The 23,025-nt window shown below is 71.1% G+C and carries 20 protein-coding genes; 13 read left to right on the forward strand and 7 right to left on the reverse strand.

Features of this window, described 5'->3' with window-relative positions; all coding sequences use genetic code 11:
• Positions 1-168: 168 nt before the first annotated feature.
• Complete coding sequence (locus AB0H53_RS08810; RefSeq protein WP_362109002.1) at positions 169-993, reverse strand: hypothetical protein; 825 nt, start codon at positions 991-993, stop codon at positions 169-171.
• A complete protein-coding gene (gene eccE, locus AB0H53_RS08815) occupies positions 993-2,276 on the reverse strand; it encodes a type VII secretion protein EccE (protein ID WP_362109004.1) in 1,284 nt (427 codons plus the stop codon). The genes AB0H53_RS08810 and eccE overlap by 1 nt, the downstream gene beginning before the upstream one ends.
• Before the next feature lie 187 nt (positions 2,277-2,463).
• Here eccE and eccB point away from each other — a divergent pair, with 187 nt between their 5' ends.
• The 4 genes from eccB to AB0H53_RS08835 all read left to right on the forward strand — a co-directional run bounded on the left by eccB (position 2,464) and on the right by AB0H53_RS08835 (position 6,117).
• Positions 2,464-4,014, forward strand: a complete 1,551-nt coding sequence (gene eccB / locus AB0H53_RS08820) for a type VII secretion protein EccB (protein WP_362109006.1) — start codon at positions 2,464-2,466, stop codon at positions 4,012-4,014.
• A gap of 20 nt (positions 4,015-4,034) precedes the next feature.
• A complete protein-coding gene (gene mycP, locus AB0H53_RS08825; protein WP_362109008.1) occupies positions 4,035-5,288 on the forward strand; it encodes a type VII secretion-associated serine protease mycosin in 1,254 nt (417 codons plus the stop codon).
• A 150-nt stretch (positions 5,289-5,438) separates the two neighbouring features.
• Entirely contained in the window at positions 5,439-5,780 is a 342-nt protein-coding gene (locus tag AB0H53_RS08830; protein WP_362109010.1) for a WXG100 family type VII secretion target, read from the forward strand.
• Positions 5,781-5,826: 46 nt separating this feature from the next.
• Positions 5,827-6,117: a WXG100 family type VII secretion target gene (locus AB0H53_RS08835; RefSeq protein ID WP_362109012.1), complete on the forward strand. Its 291-nt coding sequence runs from the start codon at positions 5,827-5,829 to the stop codon at positions 6,115-6,117.
• Between the two features lie 76 nt (positions 6,118-6,193).
• Here the strand turns inward: AB0H53_RS08835 and AB0H53_RS08840 are convergent, their stop codons facing one another.
• On the reverse strand, positions 6,194-6,439 hold the full coding sequence (locus tag AB0H53_RS08840; RefSeq protein ID WP_362109014.1) for a DUF397 domain-containing protein: 246 nt from the start codon (positions 6,437-6,439) through the stop codon (positions 6,194-6,196).
• A gap of 207 nt (positions 6,440-6,646) precedes the next feature.
• Positions 6,647-10,600: a type VII secretion protein EccCa gene (gene eccCa, locus AB0H53_RS08845; protein ID WP_362109016.1), complete on the reverse strand. Its 3,954-nt coding sequence runs from the start codon at positions 10,598-10,600 to the stop codon at positions 6,647-6,649.
• Between the two features lie 174 nt (positions 10,601-10,774).
• Between eccCa and eccD the strand changes: the two genes are divergently transcribed.
• The 6 genes from eccD (at position 10,775) to AB0H53_RS08875 (ending at position 17,951) form a co-directional block, all read left to right on the forward strand.
• On the forward strand, positions 10,775-12,256 hold the full coding sequence (gene eccD / locus AB0H53_RS08850) for a type VII secretion integral membrane protein EccD (RefSeq protein WP_362109018.1): 1,482 nt from the start codon (positions 10,775-10,777) through the stop codon (positions 12,254-12,256).
• A 246-nt stretch (positions 12,257-12,502) separates the two neighbouring features.
• Entirely contained in the window at positions 12,503-12,793 is a 291-nt protein-coding gene (gene rpsO, locus AB0H53_RS08855) for a 30S ribosomal protein S15 (RefSeq protein WP_003958228.1), read from the forward strand.
• 301 nt (positions 12,794-13,094) lie between these two features.
• Positions 13,095-15,314: a polyribonucleotide nucleotidyltransferase gene (locus AB0H53_RS08860; protein WP_362109020.1), complete on the forward strand. Its 2,220-nt coding sequence runs from the start codon at positions 13,095-13,097 to the stop codon at positions 15,312-15,314.
• Positions 15,311-16,690, forward strand: a complete 1,380-nt coding sequence (locus tag AB0H53_RS08865) for a pitrilysin family protein (protein ID WP_362109022.1) — start codon at positions 15,311-15,313, stop codon at positions 16,688-16,690. The genes AB0H53_RS08860 and AB0H53_RS08865 overlap by 4 nt, the downstream gene beginning before the upstream one ends.
• A gap of 38 nt (positions 16,691-16,728) precedes the next feature.
• Positions 16,729-17,484, forward strand: a complete 756-nt coding sequence (gene dapB / locus AB0H53_RS08870) for a 4-hydroxy-tetrahydrodipicolinate reductase (RefSeq protein ID WP_362109024.1) — start codon at positions 16,729-16,731, stop codon at positions 17,482-17,484.
• Between the two features lie 14 nt (positions 17,485-17,498).
• The gene (locus AB0H53_RS08875; protein WP_362109026.1) at positions 17,499-17,951 is read left to right on the forward strand and encodes a hypothetical protein; all 453 of its coding nucleotides are present in this window, start codon (positions 17,499-17,501) and stop codon (positions 17,949-17,951) included.
• A gap of 6 nt (positions 17,952-17,957) precedes the next feature.
• On the opposite strand, the gene AB0H53_RS08880 is transcribed toward AB0H53_RS08875, so the two are convergent.
• Both AB0H53_RS08880 and AB0H53_RS08885 read right to left on the reverse strand, forming a co-directional pair.
• Positions 17,958-18,503, reverse strand: coding sequence for a hypothetical protein (locus tag AB0H53_RS08880; protein WP_362109028.1), 546 nt, complete (start codon positions 18,501-18,503; stop codon positions 17,958-17,960).
• A 96-nt stretch (positions 18,504-18,599) separates the two neighbouring features.
• Entirely contained in the window at positions 18,600-18,839 is a 240-nt protein-coding gene (locus tag AB0H53_RS08885) for a hypothetical protein (protein ID WP_362109030.1), read from the reverse strand.
• Positions 18,840-19,027: 188 nt separating this feature from the next.
• Between AB0H53_RS08885 and thyX the strand changes: the two genes are divergently transcribed.
• The 3 genes from thyX (at position 19,028) to AB0H53_RS08900 (ending at position 22,654) form a co-directional block, all read left to right on the forward strand.
• Positions 19,028-19,768: an FAD-dependent thymidylate synthase gene (gene thyX / locus AB0H53_RS08890; RefSeq protein ID WP_362109032.1), complete on the forward strand. Its 741-nt coding sequence runs from the start codon at positions 19,028-19,030 to the stop codon at positions 19,766-19,768.
• Positions 19,769-19,956: 188 nt separating this feature from the next.
• On the forward strand, positions 19,957-20,856 hold the full coding sequence (dapA, locus tag AB0H53_RS08895) for a 4-hydroxy-tetrahydrodipicolinate synthase (protein ID WP_362109034.1): 900 nt from the start codon (positions 19,957-19,959) through the stop codon (positions 20,854-20,856).
• 112 nt (positions 20,857-20,968) lie between these two features.
• A complete protein-coding gene (locus AB0H53_RS08900; RefSeq protein WP_362109036.1) occupies positions 20,969-22,654 on the forward strand; it encodes a ribonuclease J in 1,686 nt (561 codons plus the stop codon).
• A 100-nt stretch (positions 22,655-22,754) separates the two neighbouring features.
• Here the strand turns inward: AB0H53_RS08900 and AB0H53_RS08905 are convergent.
• Positions 22,755-23,025: hypothetical protein (locus AB0H53_RS08905; RefSeq protein ID WP_362109038.1), on the reverse strand; the 271-nt coding region annotated here is incomplete at its 5' end.

The raw sequence follows: 23,025 nt of genomic DNA on the forward strand, positions 1-23,025 counted from the left end.
CATCCCACCCTAATCGCCAACGGCGTGGGTACGTCAGGCCCGTGGGCCCCCCGTCGGCGGTCCCCCGCGCCACCGGCCGTCCCCAAGTGACGCGCTTGCGCCGCAGCGTGAGGAATCACCCCGCCAAAACGGCATATGGGGGTATGCGTTCCAGGGTCGTCGGGACGCTCAGTCCATCCGGCGCGCGCTGCCCAACAATCCGGTCTCGGCATCCGTGCCCTGGGTCATGACGAACTGCCGGTCGCGGCCCGTGCACCACAGGGTGACCCCGTCGGCGAGTGTGGACAGGGCCTCGGTCTCGGCCCGCGACAGGTTCATGATCCGCCCGATCCGGGCCGCCTCGTCCGGCGACACCCGCTGGACACCGACGAGCGCGGACTTCTCCATCAGCCGGGGCGCGACCGGGCTGAGGTAGGGCAGCAGCGTGACCACCGACTGCCAGGGCGCGGAGACCACCCGCCCGCGCGGAGGCCGCATCCCGCAGTCCCGCACCACCACCACCGGACTGCCCGCCGACGGCCCCTGCGGTGGGACCCGGCCGACGTCGTGCAGTGTGAGGCACGGTTGCCCGCCGCCCGCCGCCTGGGCGAGCACGGTCCACGCCGGGGCCCGGCCCGTCTCCACGGCGACCCGCGCGCCCGTGGCGGCCGCCCGCAGCGCCATCACCTGCGCCGTCCACAGGCCACCGATCAGCGTGACCTCGTACGGCGCCGGCCGGTTGATGCCCAGCACCGCCGGCCGTCCTTCGGCGTCGACCCCGATCACCATGCCGTCGTCACCGACCGGCAGGCCCAGCGACTCCAGCTGCTCCAGGGGGACGGCGTGCCGGTCGCGGCGCGGCCCGATGAGCCCGAAGCCGATCCGGGGCCGGCCGCCGCGCCCCGTGCGCACCGCGGGTCCGGAACGCTCGGTCGAGCCGGGGCGGTCGGCGGATCCGGGACGTCCGGTGGGAGCGGGACGTCCGGTGGAAGCGGAGGAGACGGGCACGGACATCAGCGGGCACCCCCGAGCGGCAGAGTGGCGAGCATCGCGGGTAGTTGCTCCCGGTCGAGCCGGACCAGTCCGGTCCTCACGCCGCGCGCGGCCCGCTCCAGCTCATGGCGGGCCGTGACGAGCTCCTCGTCACTGCGCCCGGTGATCCGCACGTGCCCGGTCACCGTGGCCTCCTGGCGGTCGCCGCCGCTCACCGTCAGGCTGAACGTGGTCGCCAGCGCGGGGATCGAGGTGAGCAGCGCCACGAGCTGCGGCATCGAGGCCCCGCCCGGTCCGAACTGCGGCCAGCGCCCCACCCAGTACGTCGTGTGCCGGCGGTCGTCGCACCGCCAGGTCCGGGAGGTCTCCTGGGTGCGCCGGGCCGGTGTCCTGGCCCGGCCCGCCTGCGCGATGGCGAGCGGGTTGGCGCAGGTGGAGGTGGCGAGCGCGGAGGTCAGCTCCTGCTCGGTCAGCACGGTCGCCCGGAATCCGGCGCCGGTCAGCCGGCTCGCGAGCTGGTCGGCCGCGCGCACCAGGCACTTCTGCGCGCCCTCCAGGCCGCCGCCGCGCGCCGCCACCGCCTCCGGGCACAGCTCGGGGTCGAGCTTGAGCGCGATCCAGGTGATCCGCAGCGCGGGTGAGCCGGTCCGGGCCTGGAGCGGGGCGTAGTTGCGCGCGGCCACCGACTGCTGCGGCAGGTGCGGCGCCGGCGCGGGCTGTGTGTGCTGCACGATCTGGGCCGACTCCAGCCGGATCCCGTCGACCTCCAGCACGTCCCGTATGACACCGAGCGGCAGCGGCCGGGCGGTGCGCTCGGGCCGCAGCGCCGTCGAGTCCGACTCGACCTGGAGGACGGCCGTCAGGAACGTACCGTCGCCGATCATTCCCACCGGCCGCCGGTCGCGGTCGCTGTAGGTGTACGTACGCAGGGCGGGGTCGCACTCCACGACAGGCGCCAGGCCCGGTTCCGTACCCGGCGGCACGGTCAGGGAGGCCGCCCGGCGCGCGCGGGCGCGCAGCGCGAGCACCGTGGCCAGCCATTCCGGCAGTGAGCGCCGGTGCCGGCGCACCACCGCCAGCAGCACCAGCAGCGCCGCCAGCACACCGGCCGGGACCAGCAGCAGGGGGTCGATGACCCACGCCACCAGCAGCAGCGCGGCGGCCAGCTCGATCAGTACGAACTGTTGCAGTCGAAACGATCCGAAGTGTCCGGGACGGCCCTTGAGGCGAAGCACGGCGGCCGACCGGTCCGGCACCCCGGCCGGCGTGGTCTCGGCGGGCCGCGTCTGCGTCGCGGAAGCCATGATGGAGATTCCCCCGATTCGTCCCGAACACCCTGGCCTGCCAGGGCTTTGGCGGCTGGATCACCCTACCCGCCCCACAAGTGGCCCCGGACAACAGGCATAGTAGGGGGCCGGTCCGACAACGAGGCCCCGGGTGCCATGCTCCCCAGGGTCTCGCGGTGACTGTGCCTTTCGAAGATGGGGACCCATGGCATCACGGCGGGATGAGCTCAACGCGTACACCTTTGCGAAGAAGCGCACGGTGGCCGCATTCCTCCAACCCTCACCCACCGGCACGGAGGAGGGGGCCCCGCGCCCGCTGCGTGCCGTGGTCCCCAGTCTCATCGCGGCGGCCGTGGTGCTGGCCGGATTCGGCGCCTGGGGCATGTTCAGCCCCAAGGCCCCCAAGGGCTGGGACACCCCCGGAGCCAAGGTGATCGTGGGCAAGCAGTCCACGAGCCGTTACGTGGTCCTCGCCACCGGCAAGGGCAAGGGCCGCAAGGTGCTGCTCCACCCCGTGCTCAACCTGGCCTCCGCCCGACTCCTGCTGGACCCGCAGAAGTTCGGCGTCATCCAGGTCAGCGACGACATCCTCGACGGGGGCAAGCCGCCGCGCGGCCCCATCCTCGGCATCCCCTACGCCCCCGACCGGCTGCCGACCACCGGCGAGGCCGGGCGGGCGAAGCGCTGGGCGGTGTGCGAACAGCCCGGCGGCGGCAAGGGCGCCAGCGTGCAGAAGGCCACCTTCGTCCTCGCCGACCGCGACTTCGCCCGCACCGACGGCAGGGAGCGGCTGAAGGACGGCCAGGTCCTCTATGTCAAGGGGCAGAAGGGCACCCGTTACCTGGTGGACGCCTCCGGCACCAAGTACGAGGTGCGCGGCACCGCGGCCGACTCCGCCGTCCTCACCCGTACCCTCGTCGGCCTGAGCAAGGAGCCCCAGGCCGTCACCGACGACTGGCTGGCCACCCTGCACGACGGCAGCCCCGTCGAGTTCCCCACCATCCCCGGTCAGGTCGCCACCGACGCCGGGGTCGGCGGCGGGCTCAGCGACACCGAGGACCGGGTGGGCATGGTCCTGCGGGCCCAGACCGGCTCCGGCCCCCAGCACTTCGTGGTCCTGCCCGGCAAGGTCCAGCCGGTCTCCGACTTCACCGCCTGGCTGCTGATCAACTCCCCGCAGACCGACCGGCTCGACATGGACGGCAAGGCCACCACCGTCGACGCCCAGTCCTTCGAGCCCGACGCGAAAACCTTCGCCGCCCAGTACCGCTGGCCCGCGCGCAAGGCGGCGCAGGTCAACTCCGCCGGTGGCGAGAACGCCCGCGACACCGTGTGCAACGTGCTGCGCGAGGTCGACGACAAGGGCCGCACCACCCTGTCCACCTGGGCGGGCACCGGCTACCCCGCCGACATCACCGCCGGCGGCAGCAGCACCTACGTCACGCCGGGCACCGGTCTGCTCTACACCCAGGTGCAGGGCAACCAGACCAAGCCCGACGGGTCGCTCTTCCTGGTCACGGACACCGGCCTGCGGTACGCGGTCCAGGCCAACGGCGACAGCGACGCCCGGCGGTCCGCCATCGGCACCGGCGACCAGCAGAAGCAGCAGGACGGCCGCCCCGAACCCAGCCAGGCGCAGATCCGCCTCGGGTACGAGAAGGTCACCCCCGCCCTGGTGCCCATCGCCTGGTCGGAGTTCCTGTCCAAGGGGCCGCGCCTGGACACCAACAGCGCCCGGCAGCCGCAGGGTTCGTGACCGGGGGAGAGACACACCACATGCCGTACCGCAACAGCGCCCTGCTGACCGCCGCCGCGGCCCTCACCGGCCTGGTGGCCGCCCCGCCCGCCGCGTACGCCGCGGAAGGCCCGGCCGAACGCCCCGCCGGGCTCACCGTCGACGGCAGCGGTGAGTGCACCTTCCCTATGAAGAAGCAGATCGAGGGCACGCCCTGGCCGCTCCAGCGCGTCCTCCTGGACGAGCTGTGGCAGGACACCAAGGGCAAAGGCGTCAGGGTCGCGGTCATCGACACCGGTGTCGACGACGTCAACCCCCAGTTGAGGACGGCCGTGGACGCCTCGGCCGGTGCCGACTTCCTCAAGCCCGGCAAGGACGACGCCCCGGACAGCAAGCGCGGCAAGACCGACGGCACCGTGGACGAGGTCGGCCACGGCACCAAGGTCGCCGGGATCATCGCCGCCCGGCCGCGTGAGGGCACCGGGTTCGTGGGGCTCGCCCCCGAGGCGACGATCATCCCGATCCGCCAGAACGACGAGAAGAACAGCGGCAAGTCCGACACCATGGCGCAGGCGATCGACCACGCGATCGCCAAGAAGGCGCAGGTCATCAACATCTCCCAGGACACCACCCAGCCGCTCGGCCCCCAGTCGGACCTGGGCAGGGCGGTCGGGCGGGCTCTCAAAGCGGACATCGTGGTGGTGGCCTCGGCCGGCAACGACGGCATCGACGGCAAGCTCAAGAACACCTATCCGGCCGCCTTCCCCGGCGTCCTCGCCGTCGCGTCCTCCGACCGCAACAACGAGCGGGCGGCCTTCTCACAGGCCGGCTCGTTCGTGGGGGTCGCCGCCCCGGGAGTGGACGTGGTGTCGACCGTCCCGGGCGGTGGCCAGTGTGTCGACAACGGCACCAGCTTCTCCGCTCCGTACGTCGCCGGGGTCGCCGCCCTGCTGCGCGCCAAGTACCCGCGCTGGAAGGCCCGCGAGATCGTCGCGCAGATCGAGCAGACGGCCGAGCGGTCCATCAACGGCCGGGACGACTACGTCGGCTGGGGCGTGGTCGACCCCGTACGCGCCCTGGACGGCGACGCCGGCCCGCCGGCCTCCCCGACCCCCGACCCCGGCCCGCCCAGACCACCCGCGCCCGAACCGGCCCACCTGGCCGTGGTGGAGACCGCCCAGGAGCGCGACGAGCGCTACGCGACCTACGCCCTGGGCATCGGCGGGGTCCTGGTCGCGGTGGTGGCGGGCAGCGCGACGGTCATCCGGGACAGCCGCCGCAAAAGGACCCACTGAGGGCCCCGCGGGGCAAGTCCCTCATGTTCCTTTGCAGTTGGAACTGTCGTACCGAGTGACTAGAGTGACGGTCGGAATTCACGCGAGTGAGCCAACACGGGGGCGGCATCCCATCGGCTTCCGTCCAACAGTCAGAGGAAGAAGGGCAAGATGTCGGGCAAAGACCTGAACGTAACCAGTAGTGAGCTTGTCGCTCTCGCGGGCAAGGTACAGACGCTGCAGGACGAACTGAACGGCCGCATCACCTCGCTCAACGGCGTGGTCGACCGGATCCAGGCGGGCTGGCAGGGCGCGGCCAGCAAGGCGTACGACGTCACCCAGGAGAACCTGAACCGGCGTCTGCGGGGCATGCAGCAGAGCCTGGAGAACCTGGAGAACCTCATCAAGATCAGCGCCGACGGCTTCGACGAGGAGGAGTCCAGGCGACTGCGCTCCTTCACCAGCATGGAGCAGTCCAACGGCGCCAACCAGAGCGCCATTCTCGGCATCTGATCCTGGCGTCACCACGCCCGCTGAACCATCACGAGGGAGCCCAGCCATGACCACCACAGCGGTCAACTACGACACAGTCACCACGGCGGCCAGCGATGTCCGCGCCACCTCGACGCACCTCAACGAGCAGCTCGAGACGCTGATGCGGCACGTCCGCCGAGTGGCGGAGACCTGGGAGGGTGAGGCCAAGGAGGCCTACCAGGCCATCCAGACCCAGCTCGCCACGGACATGGCCGGCATGACGCAGGAACTGGCCACCATCGCGCGCCTGCTGGACGAGTCCGTCATCGGTTACCAGGACACGGACCGGGGCAACGCCGCCCGCTTCCGTATGTGACCTGACGCTCGGCACCGCCGTGCACCCGGGGGGTTGCCCGCTGTCGCGGGCAACCCCCTCGCCGTTCCCCGGCACCTCAGGTGAGGTCGAACTCCCCGTCGCGCGCCCCCAGGACGAACGCCCGCCACTCGGCCTCCGTGTACCGCAGGACCGTGTCGGGATCCAGCGACGACCGCATCGCCACCGCCCCGCCCGGCAGGTGCGCGATCTCCACGCGCTCCTCGTCCGGAGTCGTACCGGGCGCGCCCTGCCACTCCACGCCGGAGATGTCCAGGGCGTAGAGCTCTTCCTTCTGGCGTTCCTTGTCGGCTGCGTCAGCCATGGGCGGTCCCTTCCCGGTGATACGAACGAGGTCCCCGTCACACTATGGCAAGGGACAACGCCCGTGGGTCACTCGAACGGGTGCTCCCATCGGTACCGGACCGGCCGGCAGCCACCCGCGGCGACCGGCCCGGACCACCGCCGCGGGCCCCGCCGCCGCGCCCCGGGTGCCCGGCCCCCGCCGGCCCCGGTGTCGATCCCCCGCCGCCTACCGGTCCGGCGTCCACCCGAGCTGCACCAGCGGCGTACCGCGCTTGCGCGACACGAAGGTGCCCCGCCCCGGAGGCATCGGACGCGCCCGCACGTTGCCGAGGATGTCTCCCTCACCGGGGTCACCGGAGAGCACGACGCCCTGGGCGCCCAGCTCCTTCATCCGCTGGAGGAACGGCTCGTACATGGCCCGCGAGGCACCGGCGGCGCTGCGCGCCACGATGAAGCGGATACCGACGTCCCGGGCGAAGGGCAGGTGCTCGACCAGCACCGCGAGCGGGTTGCCCGAGTTGGTCGCCACCAGCTCGTAGTCGTCGATCAGCACGAACAGCTGCGGACCGGTCCACCAGCTGCGGTCGCGGAGCTGCTGCGGGGTGATGTCCGGCTTGGGCGCCCGCTTCTCCATCACCGTGCCGATCGCCTCCATGTGCATCTGCATGGCCGACGCCATCGGCGCGTACTCCAGCAGGTGGGTGGACGGGACGGCCTCCAGCAGCGTGCGCCGGTAGTCACCGACCACGATCCGCGCCTGCTCCGGCGTGTACCGCTCGCACAACTGCTTGGCGATCAGCCGCAGCAGTGCCGTCTTGCCCGACTCCGACTCACCGAGGATCAGGAAGAAGGGGTCGGACTCGAAGTCGACGAACACCGGCTCCAGGTTGGTCTCGTCGATACCGATCGCCACACCGTGCTGCGGGTACTCGAACCCCTTCGGCAGCTGCTCGAACGGCAGCTTGCGCGGCAGCAGCCGCACCCCCGGCGCCGCCGGGCCCGCCCAGGCGTTCTTGACGGCCTGGACGAAGGCGGCCGTGCCCTCGGACAGGTCGTGGCCGCTGCTGGACCCGTCGATGCGCGGCAGCGCACCCATGAAGTGCAGTTTCTCCGGCACCTGGCCGCGGCCCGGCACCCCGGCGGGGACGTTCGCCGCGACCTTCCGGTCGAACTCGGAGTCCATGACGTCACCGAGCCGCAGCTCCAGCCGCCCGAGCACCTGGTCCTTCAGCGCCGCCCGCACCTCCATGTACCGGGCGGCGGTGAGCACCACGTGGATGCCGTAGCCCAGACCGCGCGCGGCGAGGTCGGAGACGACCGGCTCCAGCATCTCGTAGTCGTTCTTGAACTGGCCCCAGCCGTCGATGACCAGGAACACGTCGCCCCACGCCTCGCCCGGCAGCTCACCCGCCGCGCGCTTGCGCCGGTAGCCGGCCATGGAGTCGATGCCGTGCGAGCGGAAGAACTCCTCGCGCCGGTTCAGCACGCCCATGACCTCGGCGACCGTACGCCGGACCCGCTCCGGGTCCAGCCGGGAGGCGACCCCGCCGACGTGCGGCAGGTCCGCCAGTGAGGCCATACCGCCACCGCCGAAGTCCAGCGCGTAGAACTGCACCTCGTGCGGGGTGTGGGTGAGCGCGAACGACGAGATCAGGGTGCGCATCAGCGTCGACTTGCCGGACTGCGGACCGCCCACGACCATCATGTGGCCGGCCGCGCCGGAGAAGTCCCGGTACAGCACCTCACGGCGCTGCTCGAACGGCTTGTCGATCAGGCCCAGCGGCACGGTCAGGCCGCCCGGCCGGGTGTACTCGGTCGCCGTGAGCCCGCGGTCGGCGGTCGGCGCCAGGCCCGGCAGCAGGTGGTCCAGCGACGGCGCCTGGTCCAGCGGCGGCAGCCACACCTGGTGGGCGGGCACACCCTGCCCCTCCAGCCGGCGCACGATGACATCGAGCACCGTGTCCGCCAGCGCGTCGTCCTCCTCGCCGGACGGTCCCGCCTGCCGCGCCGGGTCGGGCGCCGCGTACACCACCGGGACCGGCGCCGCGGTGAAGACCGCCGGGCGCCGCTCGATGGGCAACTGGTCGGCGGTAAGCCGCGGCCCGCCGGTGCGGTACGTGCCCGAGACGTACGCCGCCTTGAAGCGGACCATCTCGTCGGTACCGAACTTCAGGTAGCCGGAGCCCGGCACGGACGGCAGGTGGTACGCGTCGGGCACGCCCAGCGCGGTACGCGACTCGGCCGCCGAGAAGGTCCGCAGGCCGATCCGGTACGACAGATAGGTGTCCAGGCCGCGCAGCTTGCCCTCCTCCAGGCGCTGCGAGGCCAGCAGCAGATGCACACCCAGGGACCGGCCGATCCGGCCGATCTGGATGAACATGTCGATGAAGTCCGGCTTGGCGGTGAGCAGTTCGGAGAACTCGTCGATGACCAGCACCAGCGAGGCCAGCGGCTCCAGCGGGGCGCCGGCCGCGCGGGCCTTCTCGTAGTCGTGGATGTTGGCGTAGTTGCCGGCCGCCCGCAGCAGCTCCTGACGCCGCTGGAGCTCACCGCGGATCGCGTCGCCCATGCGGTCGACCAGGGTGAGGTCGTCGGCGAGGTTGGTGATGACGGCCGCGACGTGCGGCATCTGCGACATGCCCGCGAACGTCGCGCCGCCCTTGAAGTCCGCGAGGACGAAGTTCAGCGTCTCCGAGGAGTGCGTCACCGCGAGCCCGAGCACCAGCGTGCGCAGCAGCTCCGACTTGCCCGAGCCGGTCGCGCCCACGCACAGCCCGTGCGGGCCCATGCCCTCCTGCGCGGCCTCCTTCAGGTCCAGCATGACCGGCTGGCCGTCCTCGCCGACACCGATCGGCACCCGCAGCCGCTCGGCCGTCGACCGGGGCCGCCAGGTGCGCGCCACGTCCACCGCGGCGGCGTCGCCCAGGTTCAGCAGGTCGGTGAAGTCCAGGTTGGCCAGCAGCGGTTCGTCGTCGTCGCCCCCGCCCATCCGCAGCGGCGCGAGCTGCCGGGCCAGTGCCTCGGCGGCGGGCAGCGACATGGTGTCCGGCACGCCCTCGTACGCGAAACCCGACCCCGACTCCAGCCGCAGCCGCCCCGGCCGGACCACCACCGACAGGCCGCCGCGCGGCTCGTCCAGGTCGCCGGAGACCACCTCGACGATGGTCACGCCCTGCAGGCCCTCGGCGGCCGCGATCAGCGAGTCCGGAGGCACCATCCCGCCGTCCAGGACCACCACGACGTGCGGCTGGTCCAGCACCGGCTGGCTGTCCCGGCCGAACCTCGGCCGGCCGTCCAGCCGCCCGCGCAGCAACTGCTCCAGCTCACCCAGGTCGTCGCCGAACAGCCGCTTGGTGCCGGCCCCGTCCAGCTGGCCGGGCACCTGCGTGTGCGGCAGCCACTTCGTCCAGTCCCACCGCGCCACCGCGCCGGGCGCGGCGACCACCGCCACCATCAGGTCCTCGGGGGAGTGCAGCGTCACCAGTTGCGCGACCATCGCCCGCGCCGTGCCGTGTGCCGCCTCCGGCTCACCGGAGACCGTCACGTGGTAGAAGGCGCGCATCGACACGGCCATCGGCAGCCCGTCCAACGAGCCGTGCACCGCCAGGAATTGCTGCATCGCCCCGGCGCACAACGGCTCCAGCTCGTCCACCGGCGCCGTGTCCGGCGCGATCAGCGGCGTCGACAGCTGCTGCGCGCCCAGGCCGACCCGTACCTGCCCGAAGTCCTTGTCGCCCACCCGCCGTTCCCACACGCGTGAGCCCTCGGCGACCACCGACCACAACTGCTCCGGGGAGGGGTGCAGATAGAGCTGCGCGTCGCGCTGCGCACGGGCCGTCCTGCGGACCGTGCGCCGGGTCTGGGCGAGATATTTGAGGTAGTCGCGCCGGACATCGGCGATTTGCCCCTGCGTACCGCGACGGTGCCGGACGATCTGCGCGGCGATCATGGCGACCGTCGAGACCAGCATCAGCACACCCATGATGCGCATGAACGGCGGCGCCTGCGGCGAGAAGAAGAAGACCACCGAGGAGGCCATGCCGAGGACCGGCAGGACCTGCATCAGCATGCCCTCCTGCTGCCCCCGCGGCAGCTCCGGCGGGGATTCCAGGGTCAGTTGTTCCGCGGGAACTTCCGGCGGAAGGGACCTCGGCGGGCGTTTGACGACGATCTGGCTCACCGGAACATCAATCCCTCGGATACGGGCGGAAGTCGGAAGAAGGTTCCGCACCGGCGCCCCCGTGGCGACGGCCTCCTCCCGCGCGACGGCGATCCTACTTGCCGTGACCGGCCCCACTGCCCGGTAGGGTGGCGCGCGCACCGTGCGCAACCGCGAATCAGGGGGTCCAGACACGTGAGTACGACCGCAGCGACCGGCTTCTGCCGCGTCACTGTCGTGGCGCCCGACAGCCGGATAGACGTCGCCCTCCCCGAGGACATCGCCGTCGCCGACGTCTACCCGGAGATCCTGCGGCTGACCGGCCAGACCCAGGCGGCCGGCACCCCCACCGGCTACCACCTCGTCCGCCGTGACGGCACCGTCCTGGACGGCGCGCGCACCCTCGCCGCCCAGCAGGTCCTCGACGGAGAGGTGCTCTCGCTGCGCCCGTTCGCCGAGTCGCTGCCCCCGGCCGTCTTCGACGACGTCTCGGACGCCGTCGCCTCCGCCGTCACCCGCGACCGCCACCTGTGGAGCGACGACCTGCTGCGCGGCGCCGGCCTGGCCGGCGGCGTCCTGCTGCTCGTCCTGATGGGGTTCGTGCTGTGGTTCGCCGACCCCCTGCGCCACGACATGCACAGCCTCCCCGGCGTCATCGCCGCCGCCGCCGGCCTGCTGCTGACCGCCTTCGCGGGCGTACGGGCCCGGGTGTACGGCGACCGTGCCACCGCTGTCGCGCTGGGCCTGGGCGCACTGCCGCTGTTGCTCATCGCCGGCTCCGGCATCATCGGCCCGGTCGCCGGCCAGGGACCCGGCCGCCTGCAGTTCCTGCTCGGCTGCGTGACCGTGCTGGTCGCCTCCGTCGCGCTGGTCGCGCTCACCCCGAGCGGCGACGCGCCGTTCGTGGCGGCCACCTTCCTCGCCGTCGTCGGCACCCTCGCCACCTTCGTCGCGATCCTCACCGAGGCCTCCGCCACCGAGACCGCCGCCGTCTGCGCCCCGGTCGCCATCGGTCTGGTCGCCTTCCTGCCGGGCCTCTCGGCCCGTTTCGCCCGCCTGCCCATCGGCTACGCCTCGCCGCGCAGCGCCACCGCCGGCTACGACGACGACCCCGCCGCCGGCCCGGACGAGGACCCCGAGGCCCAGCCGGTGGACGCCGAGCGCATCGCGCTCCAGGCCCGCCGCGGCCACGAGATGCTGTTGGGCCTGGTCGGCGGGTGCGCGGCCGTCGTGGTCGCCTCCGCCGCCGTACTGGGCTTCGCGGGCAACGTCTGGGGCCAGCTCCTGGCGCTCGCCGCCGGCCTGGCGATGCTGCTGCGCGCCCGCCTCTTCCGCTACACCGCGCAGATCGCCTGCGTCCTGGTCGCGGGCCTCGCCGCGATCGCCCTGCTGGTCCTGGGCCTGTCCCTGAACCCGCCGGCCGACCTGGTCAAGGACCTGATCATGTACGGGGACCGGGGCGGCCTGGACATCCGTACCATCTGGCTCACCGCGGCGGTGGCCGCCGGCGCGGCGCTGATCACCGCGATCGGCCTGGTCATCCCCAAGAAGGGGCTGTCCCCCTTCTGGGGCCGGCTGCTCGACATCGCCGAGGGCGCGGTCCTTCTCTCGCTGGTCCCGCTGTGCCTGGCGGTGCTGGACGTCTTCATGGCGGCCCGCTCGCTGACCAGCAAGTGACCCGTTCCCGGGTGACCCGGCCCCGTGCCCGGCCCGCGCGCCGGCCGGGCGGGCCGGGCCACCGCCCGGGGGCGGGCGGTCGGGTCCCGGGGGGCTGGTACGCTGGGTGACGGCCGTTTGTGTACGCGTTCCCGGAGCATCTGGGAGCAGCGCTCATCGGACCTTCGCCGCACGAGTCACGGAAGCTCCCCTGAGACCAAGACCAGGGGCACTCGCGGGCGCATCGAACACCAAGAGGAGTACCGAGTGTCTCTCGACGCCGCTACGAAGAAGCAGATCATGGCCGAGTTCGGCACCAAGGAGGGTGACACCGGCTCCCCCGAGGTCCAGGTCGCCATGCTCTCGCGCCGCATCTCGGACCTGACCGAGCACCTCAAGACCCACAAGCACGACCACCACTCCCGCCGTGGTCTGCTGATCCTGGTCGGCCAGCGCCGCCGCCTGCTGCAGTACCTGGCCAAGAAGGACATCCAGCGCTTCCGCGCCCTGGTCGACCGCCTCGGCATCCGCCGCGGTGCGGCCGGCGGTGCCAAGTAAGACGCCGTGGAGGGAGCGGTTCCCACTCTTAGGGGGCCGCTCCCTTTGCTGTACGTGCGGAGTGTGACCAGCCCTTTGTAGGCTGGTTGACACAACGCAATAACGGTAAAGCGACAACCAGACACTGGAGAGGCGCCCCAGCGCCGTCGCCGGTCCTCGGTAGTGGCCCCCGGGAGACATCACCCCGGGCGCTTCGATCGAAGACCGGCCCCGCACCCGAGGTGCGCTTCTCCGCCCCGTCCCCGCGCCACACGGGCGCACCGGGACGCAAAGACGACAAGCAAACGGAGAATTCGCTTTGGTGGAGAACGAGACCCACTACGCCGAGGCCGTCATCGACAACGGCGCCTTCGGTACCCGCACCATCCGCTTCGAGACGGGCCGCCTGGCCAAGCAGGCCGCCGGCTCCGCCGTCGCGTACCTGGACGACGACACCATGGTGCTGTCGGCCACCACGGCTTCCAAGAAGCCCAAGGACCAGCTCGACTTCTTCCCCCTCACGGTGGACGTCGAGGAGCGGATGTACGCGGCCGGCAAGATCCCCGGCTCCTTCTTCCGCCGGGAGGGCCGCCCCTCCGAGGACGCCGTCCTCACCTGCCGTCTGATCGACCGGCCGCTGCGCCCCTCCTTCAAGAAGGGCCTGCGCAACGAGATCCAGATCGTCGAGACGATCATGGCGCTCAACCCCGACCACCTGTACGACGTGGTCGCCATCAACGCCGCCTCCTGCTCCACGCAGCTGGCCGGCCTGCCCTTCTCCGGCCCGATCGGCGGCACCCGTGTCGCCCTGATCAGGGGCCAGTGGGTCGCCTTCCCGACGCACACCGAGCTCGAGGACGCCGTCTTCGACATGGTGGTCGCCGGCCGCGTCCTGGAGGACGGCGACGTCGCGATCATGATGGTCGAGGCCGAGGCCACCGAGAAGACCATCCAGCTCGTCAAGGACGGCGCCGAGGCCCCGACCGAGGAGGTCGTCGCCGCCGGTCTCGAGGCCGCGAAGCCCTTCATCAAGGTGCTGTGCAAGGCCCAGGCCGACCTCGCCGCCAAGGCCGCCAAGCCGGTCGGCGAGTTCCCGGTCTTCCTGGACCACCAGGACGACGTCCTGGAGGCGCTGACCGCCGCGGTGAAGAACGAGCTGTCCGCCGCGCTCACCATCCCCGGCAAGCAGGACCGCGAGGCCGAGCTGGACCGCGTCAAGGAGATCGCCGCCGAGAAGCTGCTCCCGCAGTTCGAGGGCCGCGAGAAGGAGATCTCCGCCGCGTACCGCACGCTGACCAAGAAGCTGGTCCGCGAGCGCGTCATCAAGGACAAGGTCCGCATCGACGGCCGTGGCCTGACGGACATCCGTACGCTCGCCGCCGAGGTCGAGGCCATCCCGCGCGTGCACGGCTCGGCGCTGTTCGAGCGTGGCGAGACCCAGATCCTGGGCGTCACCACCCTCAACATGCTCCGCATGGAGCAGCAGCTGGACACCCTCTCCCCGGTGACCCGCAAGCGCTACATGCACAACTACAACTTCCCGCCGTACTCCGTCGGTGAGACGGGCCGCGTCGGTTCGCCCAAGCGCCGCGAGATCGGCCACGGCGCCCTCGCCGAGCGCGCGATCGTGCCGGTCCTGCCGACCCGCGAGGAGTTCCCCTACGCGATCCGTCAGGTGTCCGAGGCCCTCGGCTCCAACGGCTCGACGTCCATGGGTTCGGTCTGCGCCTCCACCATGTCGCTGCTGAACGCCGGTGTGCCGCTGAAGGCCCCCGTCGCCGGTATCGCCATGGGCCTGATCTCCGAGGAGATCGACGGCAAGACGCACTACGTCGCCCTCACCGACATCCTCGGTGCGGAGGACGCCTTCGGCGACATGGACTTCAAGGTCGCCGGCACCAAGGAGTTCGTCACCGCCCTCCAGCTCGACACCAAGCTGGACGGCATCCCGGCCTCCGTCCTGGCCGCGGCCCTCAAGCAGGCCCGTGACGCCCGCCTCCACATCCTCGACGTGATGATGGAAGCGATCGACACCCCGGACGAGATGTCCCCCAACGCCCCGCGGATCATCACCGTCAAGATCCCGGTGGACAAGATCGGTGAGGTCATCGGCCCCAAGGGCAAGATGATCAACCAGATCCAGGAGGACACCGGCGCCGAGATCACCATCGAGGACGACGGCACCATCTACATCGGTGCCCAGGTCGGCTCGCAGGCCGAGGCCGCCCGCGCCACGATCAACAGCATCGCCAACCCGACCATGCCCGAGGTCGGCGAGCGGTACCTGGGTACGGTCGTCAAGACCACCACCTTCGGTGCCTTCGTCTCCCTCATGCCCGGCAAGGACGGCCTGCTGCACATCTCGCAGATCCGCAAGCTCGCCGGTGGCAAGCGCGTGGAGAACGTCGAGGACGTGCTCGCCGTCGGAGCCAAGGTGCAGGTCGAGATCGCCGAGATCGACCAGCGCGGCAAGCTCTCCCTGGTCCCCGTCCTGGCGGACGAGGACGCCGCCGAGGGCGAGAAGGACGACTCCGACCAGTGACGTCCCGTAGTTCCCGGCCGACGGCCCGCACCTCTTCGGAGGCGCGGGCCGTCGCCCGTACCCAAACGCTCCTCAAGGGCAAGGACGGCATCGGCACGGTCCGCCGCACCACCCTCCCCGGTGGCCTGCGCGTCGTCACCGAGACCCTGCCCTCCGTACGCTCCGCGACCTTCGGCATCTGGGCGCACGTCGGCTCCCGCGACGAGACGCCCGCCCTCAACGGCGCCACCCACTACCTGGAGCACCTCCTCTTCAAGGGCACCGAACGCAGGAGCGCCCTGGACATCTCCTCCGCGATCGACGCGGTCGGCGGCGAGATGAACGCCTTCACGGCGAAGGAGTACACCTGCTACTACGCGCGGGTGCTCGACACCGACCTGCCACTCGCCATCGACGTGGTGTGCGACATGCTCACCGGCTCGCTGATCCTCCAGGAGGACGTCGACGCCGAGCGCGGAGTCATCCTCGAGGAGATCGCGATGACCGAGGACGACCCCGGTGACGTCGTCCACGACCTCTTCGCGCGGACCATGTTCGGCGACAGCCCGCTGGGCCGCCCGGTCCTCGGCACCGTCGACACCATCGAGGCGCTCTCCGCGGACCGCGTCCGCCGCTTCTACAAGAAGCACTACGACCCCACCCACCTGGTCGTCGCGGCCGCCGGCAACGTCGACCACGCCACCGTGGTGCGCCAGGTCCGCCGCGCCTTCGAGAGGGCCGGCGCCCTCACCCGTACCGACGTCACCCCGGCCGGCCCCCGGGAAGGCCGGCGCACCATCCGCGCGGCCGGCCGCGTGGAGGTGCAGAACCGCAGGACCGAGCAGGCCCACGTGGTCCTGGGCATGCCCGGCCTGGCCCGCACCGACGACCGCCGCTGGGCGCTGGGCGTCCTCAACACTGCCCTCGGCGGCGGCATGTCCTCCCGCCTGTTCCAGGAGGTCCGGGAGAAGCGTGGCCTGGCCTACAGCGTGTACTCGTACACCTCCGGCTTCGCCGACTGCGGCCTGTTCGGCGTGTACGCCGGCTGCCGCCCCAGCCAGGTCCACGACGTGCTGCGGATCTGCCGGGACGAGCTGGACCGGGTGGCGTCCGAGGGCCTGTCCGACGACGAGATCGGCCGCGCCATCGGCCAGCTCTCCGGCTCCACGGTCCTGGGCCTGGAGGACACCAGCGCGCTGATGAACCGCATCGGCAAGAGCGAGCTGTGCTGGGGCGACCAGATGTCGGTCGACGACATGCTCGCCGAGATCGCCGCCGTCACCCCCGACGAGGTGCGGGAAGTGGCCGCCGACATCCTCGGCCAGCGCCCCTCGCTGTCGGTGATCGGCCCCCTGAAGGACAAGCAGGCCGCCCGTCTCCACGACGCGGTGGCCTGACCGCCCGCCGTCCGACCGGAATCGAAGGAAGTACGAGCATGAGCAGCAAGCTGAGGGTCGCGGTCATCGGCGCCAAGGGACGCATCGGCTCCGAGGCCGTACGCGCCGTCGAGGCCGCCGACGACATGGAACTGGTCGCGGCCCTCGGCCGGGGCGACGATCTGGAGACCCTCGCGCGGACGGGCACCCAGGTCGCCGTCGAGCTGACCACGCCGGCGTCGGTGATGGACAACCTGGACTTCTGCGTACGGCACGGCATCCACGCCGTCGTCGGCACGACCGGCTGGACCGAGGAGCGCCTCGGCCGACTGGCCGGCTGGCTGGAGGAGTCGCCGGACACCGGGGTGCTGATCGCCCCCAACTTCTCCATCGGCGCGGTGCTGACCATGCGGTTCGCGCAGCTCGCCGCGCCGTACTTCGAGTCCGTCGAGGTCGTCGAGCTGCACCACCCCAACAAGGTGGACGCCCCCAGCGGCACCGCCACCCGCACCGCCCAGCTCATCGCCGCCGCCCGCCGGGAGGCGGGCTGCGCCCCGCAGCCCGACGCGACGGCCACGGCGCTGGACGGGGCCCGCGGCGCCGACGTCGAGGGCGTCCCGGTGCACGCCGTACGGCTGCGCGGACTGCTCGCCCACCAGGAGGTGCTGCTCGGCGGCGAGGGCGAGACGCTGACGGTCCGGCACGACTCGCTGCACCACAGCAGCTTCATGCCGGGCATCCTGCTCGGCGCCCGCCGTGTGGTGACCACCCCGGGCCTCACCTTCGGCCTGGAACACTTCCTCGACCTGAATTGAGCCCTGAGGGCCCCATGCGCGCAAAGATCACGTACTTCGTCACGGCAGCCGTCCTGGTCGTCTACTTCGTCCTGGTCGGCAGCCGTGGCCTGCTGCTGATTCAGCACGGCACCGCGCTGACCGTGACCTTCGGTGTCGCGGTGCTGATCCTTCCGGTCATCGGTGTCTGGTTCCTCTGGCAGAACACCCGGTTCGTCGCGCGGGCCAACCAGCTCGCGGCGGAGCTGGAGGCCGAGGGCGGACTGCCCGTGGACGAGCTCAAGCGCACCCCGAGCGGCCGGATCGACCGCGACTCGGCCGACGCCGTCTTCGCCCGCCGCCGTGCGGAGACCGAGGACGCGCCGGACGACTGGCGCTGCTGGTTCCGGCTCGCGGTCGCCTACCACGACGCCCGCGACACCCCGCGCGCCCGCAAGGCGATGCAGCGGGCGATCGCGCTCCACGACGGACGGCCCGTCGCGTCCTAGCGGACGTCAGCGGGCGTACTCCTCGCTCCACGCCTCCACCGCGTCGGCGGCCCGGTCGAAGGCCTCGACCCGCGCCAGGAAGTCCGCGTTGTGGTCGGTGAGCAGCGCGAGCTGCTCACCACCCCGGCGTACGACGACGAGAGCCTGCCCCTGCACGGTGCGCGGCAGCCCCAGCAGCCGCACGGGCTGCTGCACCGTGCGGACGGCCGAGGTCTGTCCCCACGCCACGGTGACCGTCCGGAACAACCGCACGCGGCGCACCCCGTGCCGGCTGACCCACGCGCCCATGCGCAACAGGCGCAGCGCGCCCGCGATCATCACCACGGCCGCGCCCAGACAGCCCAGCGCGCCGGGCAGCGCTCCGGCGAACGCGGTGATCAGCGCCGCCAGCAGCATGAACGAGGCGAGCAGCAGGACCAGGGCGGCGGCCCCCACGCGCCAGGGCCCGGGGCGGTACGGACGACGCCACTGATCGTGATCCTCGAAGGGAAGCGCGACGTCGTCCGATGCCGTGTCGAAAGCACGGTCGGCCGTCAGGAAGGGCAGGGGCACGACTGATCCTCACTCATACGCACGCTCGGTTGGCTGTGCCCGGTGAGGCTACCCAGCGACGTGACGACCGGCCACTCCAGGGGGGCCATGGGAGTGTCAACGCCCGGTCGAGGCCTCGGAGTGCTGCTTGATCGCGTGCGACGGGCCGGCGTCCAGTGCCGGGATCCCGAAGAGCAGGGATCCGACCAGACCGGCCACCACGGTCAGCCCGACCAGCGTACGGCCCGCCAGCTGGGACGGACTGGGACGCTCGGGTGCGGGTGGGGTGACGTTGCTGCGGAATCGCTCGGCCTCGGCGACGAACGCGAATGGGACTGCCTCACGCCGGCGGAACATGAAAGGAACCCTCCTTTGAGGATCGGGATGGACGCTGCTACTGGGTCAGACGTGCGCAGCCGCGGATTGGTGCCCGAATTCCCGCGATGGACCGGAGAATGTCCTGGGCCCGCGCCCGGTCACCCGCTGTCAGCGCCGGGCCGTAGAGTGGGCGCCGCCCGAGCGACGCAATGGGAAGGACCCCGCCGGTGACCGACGCACCCGCCGAAGACCGCAAGCCCAGTTTCCGCAGCGATGTGACGGTCGAGCTCGTCAAACACAGCGCGGCCGACTCCGACGTCCTGTGGGCCGCCCGTGTCTCCACGGCCGGCGAGCAGTCGCTGGACGAGCTGCGGAAGGACCCGGAGCGGTCCAAGGGGCTCATCAACTACCTGATGCGCGACCGGCACGGCAGCCCCTTCGAGCACAACTCGATGACGTTCTTCATCAGCGCCCCGATCTTCGTCTTCCGCGAGTTCATGCGGCACCGCGTGGGCTGGTCCTACAACGAGGAGTCCGGCCGCTACCGCGAGCTGGAGCCCGTCTTCTACGTTCCGGACGCCTCCCGCAAGCTGGTCCAGGAGGGCCGCCCCGGCAAGTACGTGTTCGTCGAGGGCACCGAGGAGCAGCAGCGCCTCGTCGCCCGTACGACGCAGGACGCCTACCTCCGAGCCTACGAGGCGTACCAGGAGATGCTCGCCGCCGGTGTCGCCCGCGAGGTGGCCCGCTCGGTCCTCCCGGTCGGGCTGTTCTCCTCGATGTACGCCACCTGCAACGCCCGCTCGCTGATGCACTTCCTCGGCCTGCGCACGCAGCACGAGCTGGCCAAGGTGCCGTCCTTCCCGCAGCGGGAGATCGAGATGGTCGGCGAGAGGATGGAGCGGGAGTGGGCCCGGCTGATGCCGCTCACCCACGCCGCCTTCAACGCCAACGGCCGCGTCGCTCCGTAGTCCCATACGGCACAGATGTGCGGACCGGCCGCCCGAAGTGTCCGTATTGCGGCATTTCAAGTACTTCATCTAGGCTGATCAAACGGACCCGGCACTGCTTGAACCCCCGAGCAGGCAGTGCCGGGCTCCTCTCCCTCACGTCCCCCCGAGGGGACCCGGCGGCCTGAGCAGCGAGTAGCGTGTTACCCATGGCTCCGATCTCGACTCCGCAGACCCCCTTCGGGCGGGTCCTCACCGCTATGGTCACGCCCTTCACGGCGGACGGCGCACTCGACCTCGACGGCGCTCAGCGACTCGCCGCCCACCTGGTGGCGGCCGGCAACGACGGCCTGGTCGTCAACGGCACCACCGGCGAGTCCCCGACCACCAGCGACGCGGAGAAGGACCAGCTCGTACGGGCGGTCCTGGAGGCGGTGGGCGACCGCGCCCATGTGGTCGCCGGCATCGGGACCAACGACACCCGCCACTCCGTCGAGCTGGCCCGCGGCGCCGAACGCGCCGGCGCGCACGGCCTGCTCGCGGTGACGCCGTACTACAACAAGCCTCCGCAAGAGGGCCTGTACCGCCACTTCATGGCGATCGCCGACGCCACGGGCCTGCCCGTGATGCTCTACGACATCCCCGGCCGGAGCGGCGTCCCGATCGACACCGAGACGATCGTCCGCCTCGCGGAGCACCCCCGCGTCGTGGCCAACAAGGACGCCAAGGGAGACCTCGGCCGCGCCAGCTGGGCCATCGCACGCTCGGGCCTGGCCTGGTACTCCGGCGACGACATGCTCAACCTGCCGCTGCTCTCGGTCGGCGCCTGCGGCTTCGTCTCCGTCGTCGGCCACGTCGTCACCCCCGAACTTCGCGCCCTGCTCGACGCCCACCTCACCGGTGACGTCCAGAAGGCGACCGAGATCCACCAGCGGCTGCTCCCGGTCTTCACCGGCATGTTCCGCACGCAGGGCGTGATCACCACCAAGGCCGCCCTCACCCTCCAGGGCCTCCCGGCCGGCCCCCTGCGGCTGCCGCTCGTGGAGCTGTCCCCGGAGGAAACCGCTCAGCTCAAGCTCGACCTCGCCGCCGGCGGGGTAGAGCTGTAGCCACTGACTTCATAACTGCATACGAGATCAAGAACCGACAACAGCAAGTGCACGAATGACATGCGCGCCACGTGCCCAAGCGGTACGTGGCGTGTGTGGTGAGGAGAGTCTTTTGAGTCATCCGCATCCTGAACTCGGCGCGCCCCCGAAGCTGCCCAAGGGCGGCCTGCGCGTCACCCCGCTCGGCGGTCTCGGTGAGATCGGCCGCAACATGACCGTCTTCGAGTACGGCGGCCGGCTGCTCATCGTGGACTGCGGTGTGCTCTTCCCCGAGGAGGAGCAGCCCGGTATCGACCTGATCCTGCCGGACTTCACCACCCTCCGGGACCGCCTGGACGACATCGACGGCATCGTGCTCACGCACGGCCACGAGGACCACATCGGTGGCGTCCCCTTCCTGCTGCGCCTGAAGCCGGACATCCCGCTGATCGGCTCCAAGCTGACCCTCGCCCTGATCGAGGCCAAGCTGCAGGAACACCGCATCCGCCCCTACACCCTCGAAGTCGTCGAGGGCCAGCGCGAGCGCCTGGGCCCGTTCGACTGCGAGTTCATCGCGGTCAACCACTCCATCCCGGACGCCCTCGCGGTCGCCATCCGCACCCCCGCGGGCATGGTGGTCCACACCGGTGACTTCAAGATGGACCAGCTCCCGCTGGACAACCGCCTCACCGACCTGCACGCGTTCGCGCGCCTGAGCGAGGAGGGCATCGACCTCCTCCTCTCGGACTCCACGAACGCCGAGGTCCCGGGCTTCGTCCCGCCCGAGCGTGACATCTCCAACGTCATGCGCTCGGTCTTCGCGAACGCCCAGAAGCGCATCATCGTGGCGAGCTTCGCCAGCCATGTGCACCGCATCCAGCAGATCCTGGACGCGGCCCACGAGTACGGCCGCCGGGTCGCCTTCGTCGGCCGCTCGATGGTCCGCAACATGGGCATCGCCCGTGACCTGGGGTACCTGCGGGTGCCGGCCGGCCTGGTGGTCGACGTCAGGACGCTGGACGACCTGCCGGACCACGAGGTGGTGCTGGTCTGCACGGGCTCCCAGGGCGAGCCGATGGCGGCGCTCTCCCGGATGGCCAACCGCGATCACCAGATCCGGATCGTCCAGGGCGACACGGTGATCCTGGCGTCCTCCCTGATCCCGGGCAACGAGAACGCGGTCTACCGCGTGATCAACGGTCTGACCCGGTGGGGCGCCCACGTCGTCCACAAGGGCAACGCCAAGGTCCACGTCTCGGGCCACGCCTCGGCCGGCGAGCTGCTGTACTTCTACAACATCTGCCGGCCGAAGAACCTGATGCCGGTGCACGGTGAATGGCGCCACCTGCGGGCCAACGCCGAGCTCGGTGCCCTGACGGGTGTCCCCAAGGACCGCATCGTCATCGCCGAGGACGGGGTCGTGGTCGACCTGGTCGACGGCAAGGCCAGGATCGTGGGCAAGGTGCAGGCGGGTTACGTCTACGTCGACGGCCTCTCGGTCGGCGACGTCACCGATGCCCACCTCAAGGACCGCCGCATCCTCGGGGACGAGGGCATCGTCTCGGTCTTCGTGGTGGTCGACTCGACCACCGGGAAGATCGTCGGCGGCCCGCACCTCCATGCGCGAGGTTCCGGCATCGAGGACAGCGCGCTCGACGCGGTCGTCCCGAAGATCCATGAGGCCATCGCCCGATCCGCCGCGGACGGCGTGGCGGAGCCCCACCAGCTCCAGCAGCTCATCCGCCGCACCATCGGCAAGTGGGTCTCGGACACCTACCGCAGGCGCCCGATGATCCTGCCGGTCGTGGTCGAGGTCTGACGCCCCGTCGGCTCGCACGCCGGAGCGGGGCTCCTCGATTTGCATCGAGGAGCCCCGCTCCAGTACGTTTACGGCTCCGCCAGACGGGAACCCGGTACGACTACGTGCCACACAGGGAACCCAGGCAGGCGGGAAATTCCGACTCAGAACTTCTGATAAAGTCGGAGCAGCCGAAAGGCAAAGGCCCTCCAACGGCCACCGGATACGAAATCCAGACCGGAAACGGAACGGAAAAAGGATCTGGTAGGGTTGGAAACACGAAATACCGAAGGGAAGCGCCCGGAGGAAAGCCCGAGAGGGTGAGTACAAAGGAAGCGTCCGTTCCTTGAGAACTCAACAGCGTGCCAAAAATCAACGCCAGATATGTTGAT

The organism is Streptomyces sp. NPDC050856 (assembly GCF_040653855.1).
In the GTDB taxonomy this organism is placed as follows: Bacteria; Actinomycetota; Actinomycetes; order Streptomycetales; family Streptomycetaceae; genus Streptomyces.

Coding starts and splice junctions, on each gene's coding strand:
- AB0H53_RS08810 (WP_362109002.1), bottom strand. CDS start 993: ATGTCCGTGCCCGTCTCCTCCGCTTCCACCGGACGTCCCGCTCCCACC.
- eccE (WP_362109004.1), bottom strand. CDS start 2,276: ATGGCTTCCGCGACGCAGACGCGGCCCGCCGAGACCACGCCGGCCGGG.
- eccB (WP_362109006.1), top strand. CDS start 2,464: ATGGCATCACGGCGGGATGAGCTCAACGCGTACACCTTTGCGAAGAAG.
- mycP (WP_362109008.1), top strand. CDS start 4,035: ATGCCGTACCGCAACAGCGCCCTGCTGACCGCCGCCGCGGCCCTCACC.
- AB0H53_RS08830 (WP_362109010.1), top strand. CDS start 5,439: ATGTCGGGCAAAGACCTGAACGTAACCAGTAGTGAGCTTGTCGCTCTC.
- AB0H53_RS08835 (WP_362109012.1), top strand. CDS start 5,827: ATGACCACCACAGCGGTCAACTACGACACAGTCACCACGGCGGCCAGC.
- AB0H53_RS08840 (WP_362109014.1), bottom strand. CDS start 6,439: ATGGCTGACGCAGCCGACAAGGAACGCCAGAAGGAAGAGCTCTACGCC.
- dapB (WP_362109024.1), top strand. CDS start 16,729: ATGAGCAGCAAGCTGAGGGTCGCGGTCATCGGCGCCAAGGGACGCATC.
- AB0H53_RS08875 (WP_362109026.1), top strand. CDS start 17,499: ATGCGCGCAAAGATCACGTACTTCGTCACGGCAGCCGTCCTGGTCGTC.
- AB0H53_RS08885 (WP_362109030.1), bottom strand. CDS start 18,839: ATGTTCCGCCGGCGTGAGGCAGTCCCATTCGCGTTCGTCGCCGAGGCC.
- dapA (WP_362109034.1), top strand. CDS start 19,957: ATGGCTCCGATCTCGACTCCGCAGACCCCCTTCGGGCGGGTCCTCACC.